Raw genomic sequence first — 11,990 nt, 5'->3', positions numbered from 1 at the left:
AGTGTTTCCCATTAGTTACCTCCTTGATTATAGGTGGCACGGATGGCGGCCATAAGTTCAGCCTGCTCCCTCTGTGTGGCTCCAGTGAGCATGCTTTTAGATGTACCTGTTACATTGCCTTGGTCATCACGCTGTAGAACGCTCTTCTTAGCTTGAGGTGCGAAGGCTTGGTAAGCATTGTCAGCATCCATTAGCTGTCGGACGAGTGGGTCAGATTTATACATATCGTCCGCCACTTGTTGCTTAGACGCTTTCCATTGGGCTAGGGCATCCTTGGAAGAGGATAGTGCGTTTCCTTTAGGTTGTACCGCTTCCTCAATAAGCTGGTAGCCGTTCTCAATCAGTTCAGTTAAAACCCCCATCGGAGTATTACCTGTACGGCGTGCTAGTTCGTTAACGTCGGTCATGGTGATTGTTTTCATTGGTCTTGCTCCAGTGGGATTGTTTTATATTGATTGTAAGTTGTGGACCCAAGACAATTCTTTCGAATCGCAATGAGTTTATGTTCGACTAAGTGTTGGATGGTCTTGCTAGATGAGCTGCGTGTTTTACCAGTTGCTGCGGAAAACTCTTCAAGCGAAATTTCACACCACCGTAACCCATCGTCACTCTTGTTCCTGATCATCAGCCATACTAATTTACGATCTGCTGTGTTTAGGTGCATGATCTTACTTTCTATGATTTTGTCTATATCCATCACGTTCTCTCTTTCATTTCTCTCTGATTTCCTGTTGTGGAAAGCCCGCTATTTAGGCAATAAAAAAGACCGCAACCTACTGACTCTGTGTAAGCAGTGTGAGGAAGCAATCTTTATACTGGTATAAGCTATACTGCTTATTAGGGATAAAGGTCTACAAGGCGTGACGTAAATATTTTCAGGCCCTATATCCTATATACTGTTTTTTAAAGCAAAAGGAGACAGCGATTGCGAAAATAATTTCATTTCCTATATGTATATACTTAAATCTGAGAGAAAACCCTACACGGATTCTTAAAATTAATGTCTATCCGTAACCCCCATGCACACCCATTCCTTTACTCGTTGCCACTGTAAGCCCCTGTGAGGGGGCTACAGGCTTATATTGCTATATGGGTGGCAGTTGATCGCCTATCGTGGTTCCTGTGCGCTTACAGGTGGCTTAATCAATGAGGTGAAGTACATCCTTCGCATTCAAATGTGAGTATCTAGCCACTGACCTAGTATCTCTATGTCCTGAAACAATCATTATCTGAGCGTTGTTGAATCCCTTCTTGGCTACGTTAGTAATACGCGTATGCCTTAACTGGTGAAGCCTCACGCTACAGTCGAGTCGTGCTTTGTTCCTTGCCAGCCTAACGGCCTGTGACACAGCATGAGGCGTCACAATAAACAGTCTTCCTCTGTGTGCCTTGTTTGCTATAGCCAGCCTCTGTGCTTCTTTCAATAGCTCTATGGCACGCATGGTCAAGGGCACAGACCTAGTGCCGTTCTTACCGTCCACTACATCCGCAATACGTTCATCCAGGTGAAGGCATTGGGTTGTGAGCTTGAGTATTTCTGAGCGTCTCATTGCTGTCTCATAGGCCAGCTCAACGATTAGGGCCATGGTGGGGGGAGAGCTTGTTGAGCAACTGTCTAAGCTCGCCAGCACTGATTACCTTGTCGCTCGACTTGTCGGGCTTGGGTAGGGCTATGTAGTGGTCTAATGAAACCGGACACCCATTTAGGCGAGAATGCTCGCCAGATCGAGGTGTCAGATGACCAAACAACGCCGCTCCTTTACTCCTGAATTCAAACGCGAGGCTGCCGACCTCGTGCTCAAACAAAACTACAGCTACATCGAAGCCAGCCGTTCACTCGGCATTGGTGAGTCGGCATTGCGCCGCTGGGTTGACCAGATTCAGAAAGAACATAAAGGCATCACCCCGCAGAGCAAGGCTCTGACTCCGGAACAGCAAAAAATTCAGGAGCTGGAAGCCCGGATTGCTCGGCTTGAGCGAGAGAAATCAATACTAAAAAGGCTACCGCGCTCTTGATGTCGGAAGATCACGAGCGTTCGCGCTGATTGACCAGTTGAGTGCACATGAGCCGGTTGATTGGCTGTGCAAGGTGTTTGACGTCACGCGCTCGTGTTACTACGCCCAGCGCCTGCGGCGCCGCACGCCCGATGTTGAACGGCTTCGATTGCGAAGTCGCGTCAGTGAGCTGTTCTCGCAAAGTCGCAGCTCTGCGGGCAGTCGCAGCATCTTGTCGCTGATGCGTGAAGACGGTGAGCAACTCGGTCGATTCAAAGTGCGTAGCTTGATGCGCGAGCTTGATTTAGTCAGCAAACAACCTGGCTCCCATGCCTACAAACGAGCAACAGTAGAAAGACTGGATATCCCGAACACATTGAACCGCGAGTTCGACGTGCCAGCGCCCAATCAAGTCTGGTGCGGCGATATCACCTACATTTGGGCGCAAGGAAAGTGGCATTACCTGGCTGTCGTCCTGGATCTTTGTACGCGTCGGATCGTGGGCTGGGCGCTGTCGGAAAAGCCAGACGCTGAGCTGGTGATCAAAGCGCTGGATATGGCTTACGAGCAGCGTGGCAGGCCTTCGGATCTGCTATTCCACTCGGACCAGGGATCGCAATATGCAAGCCGACTCTTTCGCCAGCGGTTGTGGCGATACCGCATGCGCCAGAGCATGAGCCGACGAGGAAACTGCTGGGATAACGCACCGATGGAGCGCGTATTTCGCAGCTTGAAAACAGAATGGATACCGACCGTGGGCTATCGAACTGCGCAGGAAGCACAGCGCGATATCAGCCATTTTTTGATGCATCGCTACAACTGGATTAGGCCTCATCAATTCAACGATGGGTTGGCCCCAGCGCGGGCCGAGGAAAAACTTAACGTCGTGTCCGGGATTAGTTGACCACTACACTATGTCACTTACGGGGTTATGTATGTCTATGAGCAGGCCACGCTTAGCGAACCTGAAGAAACGAGACATGAACGCTAGCTGTATGCGACAGGTAGCAGGCTTGACCGTTTGTAAACGCTTCAGCTTGAAGTCGTTGACTAGCTGAGGGGTGATGTCATGGATTGACTGAGGGAAGGCAGCAAAGAGCTGGTCAACAATCTTGATTGCGTGGTCATAGCTACCCTTGCCCTTGAGCATGGTTTCGCAATAGGTCATGCCAAGCGTGTACAGAGTGTGCGTCTGATGCGTCTTGGTAACAGCCTCTAGCTGGTCAGCCCATGCCTGGGCCAACACTTGAGTGGGGAACGTTTTGGATTGCGGGGGACTTCCTCTCAACCGAACCTGAGCGTTCCAATTGCCAGAGGGAAGGGAGCGAATGTTAGCCATGATTGACGCCTCATAATGTGAATGGGCGTTCTCTTAGGGCCATAGGCTGCGTGGCCTAGCGCCTAGCATGGTGGCTCTTGACATGGTGGGGGTCGTTGGTTCGAGTCCAATCGCGCCTACCAAACAAAATCCGCTCTGCTGGGCGGTCTAGAGGGGTCATCGGAAACGGTGACCCCTTTTTGCTGTCTGCGATTTGCAAAACGTTGCTAATCCCACCTCAGAACGCCAGCTCTGCATCCTCCTTGCCAACCCGACCTCGTGCTGAGGCCGGTTCAAGAGGGACGCTCGGTGTATTCCCAGTGAAATCAGCGAGCCCGCTGTTTGAGGTACTCGACGAAAGGCTCGATGTCGCTGCTGCAGAGCAGATGGGCCACTGCGCGAACCTCCGCCTCGGGCCACTCCCACCAGGCGGATTGTTCAAGGATTTGGCGAGTCGGTTCATCGAAACGCCAGCGGATGTGCTTGGCCGGGTTGCCTCCGACGATGGAGTAGGGCGCGACGTTTTTTGTTACCACTGAACCGGCCGCGACCACTGCGCCATTGCCGATGGTGATGCCAGACAAAATGATGGCATGGGAGCTTATCCAGCAATCGTTGCCAATGCTGACGTCGCCGTTGCTGCCGCCGAAGTCGGTGATGTGAGCAAGCGCCTTGATCTTCGCCGGGAATGGATAGCAGCTGAGCCAATCGGTGCGATGGTGGCCGCCCAGATAGACTTCGACATCGCCTGCGATAGAGGTATAGGCGCCTACGCGCAGGGTGGTGCCTTCATTCCAGTCGTGGACTTTCACATCACCATAGGTGCCCAGGCCGAAGCTGTACTTCGGGTAACGGTTACGCAATTTCTGGGTGGAACGTTCCAGCGCAGTCATTGCCCGTAACGCTTTGCGTTCCTGATGTTCGCGCCATTTACGCAGTAGCTTCATGCCTTGGCCTTTCGCAGATCTTGAAAACAGTGCGCCATCCTGATGACTGCGCGCGTGCGATGCAAGATCGGCGTGCCATTAGTCTTGCCCGGCCTCTGCTGTTCAAGCCGGCACCGTTCAATTAGCGCTGACGCCTTGCGCCGACAAAATTTATTGGTTCACAGCAACAATTTTTCTTGTTGGACACCTCCCGCTTCCAGGCAGCAAAGTTGCCGCCACTGACGCTCGCCCTTACGGGTCAACAATAAAAAACCGAGCCGACTGCACGCCACTTCCTGCTGTGAACCCTTTGTTCACATCCTGCTGTAATGGCGCCGCAGCGCGCACTTAAGGACTTCATCGCCATGCAAACTGTTGTGAACTTATGGCCGTTGATCGGCGTACTTGTGATCGTGGTTGGCTTTGTTTTGCGCTTCAATCCGCTGTTGGTGGTCACCGCCGCCGCTATCGCCACCGGGCTTGCCGCCCATTTCCCGCTGGAAAAAATCCTCGCCACCATGGGTGATGGCTTCCTTCAAACCCGTGCCCTGCAATTGATCCTGTTACTGCCCCTGGCGGTCATCGGCTTGCTGGAGCGCCATGGGCTGCGCCTGCATGCGCAGAACTGGATTGCACGATTTGAGCGCGCCACGGTTGGGCGCCTGTTGATCATCTACCTGTTTGTGCGCGAATCCACGGCCGCCATGGGCTTGACCAGCCTGGGCGGGCACCCGCAGATGGTGCGCCCGTTGCTCGCGCCGATGGCCGAAGGCGCCGCTGAAAAACGCTACGGCAAACTGCCCGACAAGCTGCGCCACAAGGTCTTGGCCATGTGCGCGGCGACGGACAACGTCGGTCTGTTTTTTGGCGAAGATATCTTTGTGGCCTTTGGTGCGATTGCACTGATGCACACCTTTCTTCTGGGTTCGGGGATTGATGTCGAGCCGCTGCATATCGCGGTGTGGGGGATTCCCACGGCGATCTGTGCGTTTATTATCCACGCGATCCGCTTGCATCGCTTTGATCGAAGGCTCACCCGCGAGCTGACGCCCGCCGCGACGTCCGTGGAGGCTGCGCAATGATTATCTCCATTCAATACCTGTACTGGCTTGCCGGCGTGCTGCTGCTCATTACCGCAGGCATGATCCTGATGGATCGCACCCATCCTAAACGTTGGTCCAGCGCACTGTTCTGGCTGTTGTTCGCGATCCCGTTCCTGGTCGGGGAGCGGCTGCCATCGGTGGCCATCGGCGTGGGCGTGGTGGTGATGGCGTTGATCGCAGGATTGGGCGGCGTTGGTCGCGGTAGCCATGCCGAGTTGCATGACAAGGCCTCCCGCGCCAGTGCCGGGCGCCTGGGGCACAAACTGTTTATCCCGGCCTTGGCCATCCCGCTGACCACGGTGATCGGCTCTGTAGTGCTCAAGCACACCGAGATCGGCGGCGTGCCGCTGCTGGACCCGAAAAACACCACGTTTGTTTCGCTTGGCATCGGTTGCCTGATCGCCCTCGGCCTGGCCTGTTGGCTGACCCGCGACACACCGGTGCAAGCCTTGCGCGAGTCGCGTCGCCTCACTGAGGCCTTGGGCTGGGCCATGGTGCTGCCGCAGATGCTGGCGATGCTCGGGTTGTTGTTCAACGAAGCCGGGGTCGGCACGGCCGTTGCGCACGTCACCACCACCTATATCAACCTGGATTACAAGTTGGTGGCCGTGATGGTCTATGTGTTGGGCATGGCCCTGTTCACCGTGATCATGGGCAATGGCTTCGCGGCATTCCCGGTGATGACCGGCGGGGTCGGGGTGCCGGTGTTGGTGGGCATCTACGGCGGTAACCCGGCGGTAATGGCCGCCATCGGCATGTTTTCCGGTTATTGCGGTACCCTGATGACGCCAATGGCGGCCAACTTCAATATCGTGCCGGCGGCGTTGCTGGAGTTGCCGGACAAGAACGCGGTGATCAAGGCGCAGTTGCCGACAGCGTTGATGATGCTGGTGGTCAATATCGTGCTGCTTTATCTGTTGATGTGAGGCCGGGATGCGAACTGTATTGCTGACGGGCTTCGAGCCCTTTGACCAAGACTCGGTGAACCCGTCCTGGGAGGCTGCGCGCCGGCTGGATGGTTTTAAAATCGACGAACAGGTGACAATCGTCGCGCGTAGGTTGCCCTGCGCGTTCACCACCGCGGGCGAATGCCTGGTGAAGCTGATCGAGGAGTTGCGTCCGGCAATGGTGATTGCCACAGGCCTGGCAACCGGGCGCAGCGAGATATCCATCGAGCGGGTAGCGATCAATATCAACGACGCGCGCATCCCCGATAACCTGGGTGAGCAGCCCGTCGACACGGCGGTTGTGGCCGGTGGTCCGGCGGCTTATTTCTCGACGCTGCCGATCAAGGCCATGGTCAGGGCGGTGCGCGAGGCGGGCATTGCGGCGTCGGTGTCGCAGACGGCGGGGACCTTTGTCTGCAATCAGGTGTTCTACCGTTTGCAACATGTGCTGACGGGCTCAGAGGTGCGCAGTGGGTTTATCCATGTGCCCAGTCAATCGTCGATGGCGTTGCCTACCTTGGTAGATGGGCTGCGTAGCGCAGTGTCGGCGGCGTGGAACACGCCGGTGGATGTGGTCGAAGGTGGCGGCCAGGTGAGTTGACGTGGCGCATTACTCATCAACTTCAACTACAGTTCAATCACGTCCCGGCCTTGGATTATCGTCATGATCAAATCGTTGAAGTTCGTGTCTGTTGCGCTGTCGATTGTGCTGTTTGCCGGGAGCGGCATGGCGCTGGCTGATCCAGGCAATGGCAAGGGGCAAGGTAACAATAAAGGCAATAGCCAAGGCGGGCAGGGCCATGACAAGCCCAAAGGCAAAGGTGGGTCGAGCAGCCACGGCCCTAGTGTTGATCGCGGCAGCGTGCTGAATGTGTTGGGGGGGTATCGCGACTACTGGAGCCCGGGGCCGTCTTTACCGCCGGGTATCCAGAAGAACCTGGCGCGCGGCAAGCCGCTGCCACCGGGCATTGCCAAAAAACTCGATGGCCGTTTATTGGGCCAGTTGCCCCGTTACGACGGGTATGAGTGGCAGCAGGCGGGCACCGACCTGATATTGGTGGCTGTCGCGACAGGCATTATCTACGAAGTGCTCAATGGCGCCTTTGATTGAGCCGATGCCTCCTGTGCTTTACGCCCAGGGAAAAACAGCTCGAAACGCGTCACGCCTTCGTCGCTGCTGACGCTGTAGCGGCCGTTATGCAACTGCATGATGGTCGCCACAATGGACAGGCCCAACCCGTTGGAGTGGGCCGACCGTTCCCTGGATTCGTCCACCCGGTAAAACCGCTCGAACAGCCGCGATAAATGCTCGGCGGGGATGGTTTCACCCTGGTTGTTGACGCACAACTGAATGCCTTCAGCGTTTGGAACCGCCTGGATCACCAGTTCGGAGTTCGGCGCCCCGTATTTGATGGCGTTGGCGCACAAATTTGCCAGGGCCCGACGCAGCAGCATCGGTTCAGCCCAGATCACACCTTTCCCTTCGGCGCGAATATTGATGTTTACGTCGCTCGCCAAGCCTTCAAAGTAATCGGCGATGCGTTGCACTTCATCGGCTGCGCTGAGTTCCTGGCGTTGGCGCAGGGCGCTGGCCGGGTCGGTGCGCGCCAGAAACAACATGTTGTCGAGCATTCGCGCCAGGCGCTCCAGCTCCTCGACGTTGGAGGCCAGGAGTTGCTGGTAGTTTTCGATGCTGCGCGGCTGTTGCAGGGCGACCTGGGTTTCCCCCAGCAGGTTGTTGATTGGCGTGCGCAGTTCGTGGGCCATGTCGGTGGCCACCTGCCCCAGTTGCACAAAGCCCTTGGCCAGGCGCTCCAGCATGGTATTGAACGAGTCAATCATCGGCAGCAGTTCTTTCGGCGCGCCGTGGCTGTCGAGGCGTTCTGCGAGGTTGCCTACGCCAATATTCTCGGCATGTCGTGCCAGGCGCCTCAACGGCAGCAGGCCGCGATACACCAGTAGATAGCCTGCCAGCGCGAGAATAATTGCAGCGATACTCGCCAGGATATAAACGCTGAGCCGGTAGCTGGCGAGCATGGCGGTGCGCTCGGTCATCAGGCGCCCGCTGGTAACTTGCAGGCTGCCCAGGTCGCCGGAGTCGATGGAGGCGGCGAGAGTGGAGAAGGGCACGCCATTCAGGCCTGGCAGATGCTGCACATCGCTTAGCGCAAGCACGTGATCCTTGGGCACCGGTTTGATTGTCGGCAAGTCTATATTGGCGGGGTTTACCAGTAGCAGCGGCGCTTGGCCGGGCGCGGCGATGCTCAGCACTGATTCACGGTTGCCCAACATGTTCTGGAACAATTCCGGCTTGGTCTTGATCAGATCCAGCGTGTTGCTGTCGTTGAGCAGGTTGCGCAACTGGTCCACACGGGAGATCAACTGGGCGTCGTCGCGGCGGATCAACTCGCGCTCCAGCTCGCGATACAACGCCACCCCCAGTGTTGCCAGCAGGGCGAAGGCGAGCAGCGCGAAAATCAGCGCCAGGCGCAGGGTCAGTGAATAATGCCGACGAGTGCTCATGGCTGGGTATCGAAGCGGTAGCCGATGCCCCGCACGCTGTGGATCAACTTGAGCGGGAACGGGTCGTCGACTTTAAGGCGCAGGCGCCGCACGGCGACGTCCACCACGTTCGTGTCGCTGTCGAAGTTCATGTCCCAGACCCTGGAGGCGATCAGAGAACGTGAGAGCACTTGGTCCTGGTGGGTGGCGAACAGGTGCAACAATGCGAACTCCTTGTTGGTCAGGGTAATGCGCGTGCCGGCGCGGGTGACGCGACGCTTGAGCACATCGATTTGCAGATCGGCGATGTGCAGTTGCTCTTCTTCACGGATCGGGCCGCGACGGGTCAGGGTGCGTAGGCGCGCCACCAGTTCGGCGAAGGAAAACGGCTTGATCAGGTAATCATCGGCGCCCAGTTCCAGGCCTTTGATGCGGTCGGCAATATCATCGCGCGCCGTCAGGAAAAGTACCGGCGTGTCGGTTTCCTTGCGCAGGCGGCGCAGCACTTCCCAACCGTCCATTTTCGGCATCATCACATCCAGCACGATCACGTCGAACGGCGTTTCCAAGGCCAGGTGCAAGCCGTCCACGCCATCCCGGGCGAGGCTTACGGAGTAGCCCAATTCCTGCAAGCCATTGAGCAGGTAGTTGCCGGCCTTGGGTTCGTCTTCGACTACGAGGATGTTCATGGGAGATGCCCTGATTCAATACGTGGCGCCAGTGTAGCCCGATCAATTGTCACTGGCGCAGCCGGTGCCCTGGACCTGATAGTCGAGCACGTGTTCGCGGCCCTGGTGGTCGAGGTAGTCGAGCCGGGCGGGGACGATGCCGCACTGGCCGTTGGTGTCGCTGCTCGACAGCACTTTGGCCACGTCCAGATGCACGAAAAAGCCGGTCTTGTCGTGGATAACAGTGTTCTGGTCAGCAGCAAATACCGGGCCGGTGGCCAACAGCGCGGCAATGGCGAGGGTTAACAGTTTCATGGCGGTCTCTCGTTTAAAAAGGGGGGCTGCCAGGTCATGGCAGTGCGCTCACGGTAACCAGTGCACCCGAACAGCCGGCCAACAGGATGATGACAAGTTCGTAATGATTGGCGGCGCGACACACCCGCAGCGTTTACAAGTCGTGGGGTGATCCGTAGATTGCATCGGGCCGATTATTCGTTTCAGCTCACGAGGAAGCTCCGCAGTGTCCGTCCGAGGTTCAGCCGTCTTTGCCCGCCGTTACCGCGCTTTCCTGTTCGATATGGATGGAACCCTGCTCAACTCCATCGCCGCCGCCGAGCGAGTGTGGAGCATCTGGGCTGAACGCCATGGGTTGGATGTGGCGGCGTTCCTGAAGACCATTCATGGTGCCCGCGCAATCGATACCATCACGCGCCAGGCCCTGCCCGGCGTGGATCCTGAAGTTGAGGCGCAATGGATTACCGAGGCTGAAATCAAGGATGTGCGGGGCGTCGTGGCGATTCCCGGGGCCATCGAATTTTTAAAGCGCTTGCCCGCTGATCAGTGGGCGTTGGTGACCTCTGCGCCCCGGAAGCTGGCACTACGTCGGCTCGAAGCGGCGGGGATCGCGGCGCCGGCAGCGCTGGTTACCGCCGAAGACGTGGCTATCGGCAAGCCGAACCCCGCTTGTTATGTGTTGGGTGCGCAACGCTTGGGGGTGTCGGTGCAAGATTGCCTGGTATTTGAAGACGCTGCGGTGGGCATTCGAGCCGGGGAGGCAGCGGGGGCGGATGTGATGGTCGTGACGTCGACGCACTCTGTGCCTATGGTCACGCGTCATCCGTCGATTGAGGGGTATGGGCAGTTGCAGGTGCAGCGCGACGCCGATGGCTTGCTGCGTTTGCAACACACGACGGGCTGACGCAAAAAGGCCGAGCCGCGTTATCGGGCTCGGCCTGCTTTTTTTGGCCCGGGCCGCTGGCACAGCTTACGCTGCACGGCCTTCTGGATGGGCTTGAGGCAGAATATGAACAAATAGCCGCACAGCAGCAATGCCAGGTCCAGCGGCGAGCGCGCGGCGCCTGTGCCTTCTACTTCGAGCCTCAGGCCATACTCCAAACCGACAAATACCAGCCCTATCAGCAGGGTGATCACCCAGGATCTGGGGAGAAATGGCTGCACGGCAGTGGGCCTCATCGACGCGCGCCTGAATGCGCACGAGTGGCAGGATGTCAGTCAGGGGATTCGGCCGTAGAGCGCGCGACAAGTTCCGGGCGTGAAGACAGTTTCATCTTGGGGCGCGGATGAAATAAAGGGCGCTGCGAACCGCGCAACACAAACAAGGACAGTCCGGAGGGGTTTTCGCCAGCCGTTACAGTGAACGAAAGGGCTGGCTACTGAGGGCGCTTCAAGGCGTCTGGTTTTTGTCCGGAGCGGTCAGGCCAGCCTGGATGCGCTGATAGATTTCCTCGCGATGCACGGCAACATCCTTGGGTGCGTTGATGCCGATTCGTACTTGCTGGCCGCTGACGCCCAGGATGGTGATAGTAATGTCATCACCGATGTTTATGCTTTCACCGACTTTGCGGGTGAGTATAAGCATGGACTTCTCCTTGATTACTTTTAAGGACACATGTTTCAGACAGGGCTGGTGTCGGATGTATGTAGCTTACTGCTAAGCGCGTCCCTGTGACTGCCTCTTTTAGGACGCATAGAGGCGGCATTAATTCCCGTGGCGGCATCATACAGGTCTGGGATACATCATTCGCATTGTTTAAGCCAACGTTTATGACGGCCAGAATAGACAGTGAATGATAAAGTCGCCTCTTTATCCGTTGAAGGAGCAGGGTAGTGCGTAAAGTAGCGATGGCAATGGCGGTGTTGGCATTGGCCGGATGCGGTGAGGGCAAGCCTGTCGATGCCCCCAAGGCCAAGCCCGCCGCGACCGAAAGCCAGCCACAAACCGGCGCAATTGCCGCCCAGGAATGGGACCTGCGGGTAGGGCCGCCTGATCATAAGTTGCAGGCAATCACCGACCTGACCGCCTGGTTGCTCGAACACGGTTTCAACTTCTATATCGTGAAGGTCGACGGCAAGGATGAGGTTTTGCTGGGCCCATTCGCCACCAGGGCCGAGGCCGAGGCCAAGCAGACGCTGTTGAACGAAAAAATGGCCCGCGCCAAGAAAAACGACACCGTCTCCGAAATTATCGAGCACAAGGCCGCGCAGTAACAGGCCGATTGGGCGGCGGCGCC

14 protein-coding genes and 2 pseudogenes are annotated in these 11,990 nt (G+C 57.0%); 7 read left to right on the top strand and 9 right to left on the bottom strand.

Annotated features, from left to right (window positions below):
- Window positions 1–11 precede the first annotated feature (11 nt).
- Both AB4O25_RS09140 and AB4O25_RS09135 read right to left on the bottom strand, forming a co-directional pair.
- Complete coding sequence (locus AB4O25_RS09140; protein ID WP_460150777.1) at window positions 12–422, bottom strand: hypothetical protein; 411 nt, start codon at window positions 420–422, stop codon at window positions 12–14.
- A 717-nt stretch (window positions 423–1,139) separates the two neighbouring features.
- A pseudogene (locus tag AB4O25_RS09135) lies at window positions 1,140–1,674 on the bottom strand (tyrosine-type recombinase/integrase); the annotation flags it as partial.
- A 63-nt stretch (window positions 1,675–1,737) separates the two neighbouring features.
- Between AB4O25_RS09135 and AB4O25_RS09130 the strand changes: the two are divergent.
- A protein-coding gene (locus tag AB4O25_RS09130; protein WP_460150776.1) for an IS3 family transposase occupies window positions 1,738–2,899 on the top strand; the annotation gives its coding sequence in 2 pieces (ribosomal slippage) (window positions 1,738–1,997 and window positions 1,996–2,899; 1,164 coding nt in all).
- Between the two features lie 9 nt (window positions 2,900–2,908).
- Here AB4O25_RS09130 and AB4O25_RS09125 read toward each other — a convergent pair.
- Together AB4O25_RS09125 and AB4O25_RS09120 are read right to left on the bottom strand one after the other, a co-directional pair.
- Window positions 2,909–3,334 (bottom strand): annotated as a pseudogene (locus AB4O25_RS09125) (tyrosine-type recombinase/integrase); the annotation flags it as partial.
- A gap of 305 nt (window positions 3,335–3,639) precedes the next feature.
- The gene (locus tag AB4O25_RS09120; protein ID WP_017531156.1) at window positions 3,640–4,260 is read right to left on the bottom strand and encodes a CatB-related O-acetyltransferase; all 621 of its coding nucleotides are present in this window, start codon (window positions 4,258–4,260) and stop codon (window positions 3,640–3,642) included.
- A 344-nt stretch (window positions 4,261–4,604) separates the two neighbouring features.
- Here AB4O25_RS09120 and AB4O25_RS09115 point away from each other — a divergent pair, with 344 nt between their 5' ends.
- The 4 genes from AB4O25_RS09115 to AB4O25_RS09100 all read left to right on the top strand — a co-directional run bounded on the left by AB4O25_RS09115 (window position 4,605) and on the right by AB4O25_RS09100 (window position 7,400).
- Window positions 4,605–5,321: a DUF969 domain-containing protein gene (locus tag AB4O25_RS09115; RefSeq protein WP_017531155.1), complete on the top strand. Its 717-nt coding sequence runs from the start codon at window positions 4,605–4,607 to the stop codon at window positions 5,319–5,321.
- The gene (locus AB4O25_RS09110; RefSeq protein ID WP_460150775.1) at window positions 5,318–6,268 is read left to right on the top strand and encodes a DUF979 domain-containing protein; all 951 of its coding nucleotides are present in this window, start codon (window positions 5,318–5,320) and stop codon (window positions 6,266–6,268) included. Before AB4O25_RS09115 ends, AB4O25_RS09110 begins: the two co-directional genes overlap by 4 nt.
- Window positions 6,269–6,275: 7 nt before the next feature.
- On the top strand, window positions 6,276–6,890 hold the full coding sequence (gene pcp, locus AB4O25_RS09105) for a pyroglutamyl-peptidase I (RefSeq protein WP_017531153.1): 615 nt from the start codon (window positions 6,276–6,278) through the stop codon (window positions 6,888–6,890).
- Window positions 6,891–6,953: 63 nt separating this feature from the next.
- Window positions 6,954–7,400 (top strand): anti-virulence regulator CigR family protein, encoded by a 447-nt coding sequence (locus AB4O25_RS09100; RefSeq protein ID WP_017531152.1) that lies wholly within the window; start codon window positions 6,954–6,956, stop codon window positions 7,398–7,400.
- On the opposite strand, the gene AB4O25_RS09095 is transcribed toward AB4O25_RS09100, so the two are convergent.
- Genes AB4O25_RS09095 through AB4O25_RS09085 form a run of 3 tightly spaced genes read right to left on the bottom strand, consistent with a single transcriptional unit; the run spans window position 7,370 to window position 9,774 of the window.
- Complete coding sequence (locus tag AB4O25_RS09095) at window positions 7,370–8,812, bottom strand: heavy metal sensor histidine kinase (protein WP_065877646.1); 1,443 nt, start codon at window positions 8,810–8,812, stop codon at window positions 7,370–7,372. The genes AB4O25_RS09100 and AB4O25_RS09095 overlap by 31 nt on opposite strands.
- On the bottom strand, window positions 8,809–9,480 hold the full coding sequence (locus AB4O25_RS09090) for a heavy metal response regulator transcription factor (protein ID WP_065877645.1): 672 nt from the start codon (window positions 9,478–9,480) through the stop codon (window positions 8,809–8,811). Before AB4O25_RS09090 ends, AB4O25_RS09095 begins: the two co-directional genes overlap by 4 nt.
- A 42-nt stretch (window positions 9,481–9,522) precedes the next feature.
- The gene (locus AB4O25_RS09085) at window positions 9,523–9,774 is read right to left on the bottom strand and encodes a DUF2790 domain-containing protein (RefSeq protein WP_017531149.1); all 252 of its coding nucleotides are present in this window, start codon (window positions 9,772–9,774) and stop codon (window positions 9,523–9,525) included.
- Between the two features lie 205 nt (window positions 9,775–9,979).
- On the opposite strand from AB4O25_RS09085, the gene AB4O25_RS09080 reads away from it, so the two are divergent.
- The gene (locus AB4O25_RS09080) at window positions 9,980–10,657 is read left to right on the top strand and encodes an HAD-IA family hydrolase (RefSeq protein WP_460150774.1); all 678 of its coding nucleotides are present in this window, start codon (window positions 9,980–9,982) and stop codon (window positions 10,655–10,657) included.
- A 20-nt stretch (window positions 10,658–10,677) separates the two neighbouring features.
- Here the strand turns inward: AB4O25_RS09080 and AB4O25_RS09075 are convergent, their stop codons facing one another.
- Both AB4O25_RS09075 and csrA read right to left on the bottom strand, forming a co-directional pair.
- Window positions 10,678–10,932 (bottom strand): hypothetical protein, encoded by a 255-nt coding sequence (locus tag AB4O25_RS09075; RefSeq protein WP_065877643.1) that lies wholly within the window; start codon window positions 10,930–10,932, stop codon window positions 10,678–10,680.
- Window positions 10,933–11,143: 211 nt separating this feature from the next.
- A complete protein-coding gene (gene csrA, locus AB4O25_RS09070; RefSeq protein ID WP_003192511.1) occupies window positions 11,144–11,338 on the bottom strand; it encodes a carbon storage regulator CsrA in 195 nt (64 codons plus the stop codon).
- Between the two features lie 263 nt (window positions 11,339–11,601).
- Here csrA and AB4O25_RS09065 point away from each other — a divergent pair, with 263 nt between their 5' ends.
- Window positions 11,602–11,967, top strand: a complete 366-nt coding sequence (locus AB4O25_RS09065) for an SPOR domain-containing protein (RefSeq protein WP_017531146.1) — start codon at window positions 11,602–11,604, stop codon at window positions 11,965–11,967.
- The last annotated feature ends 23 nt before the right edge of the window (window positions 11,968–11,990 follow it).

The organism is Pseudomonas sp. S3_A03 (assembly GCF_054668275.1).
This window is presented reverse-complemented; position numbering and strand designations above follow the sequence as displayed.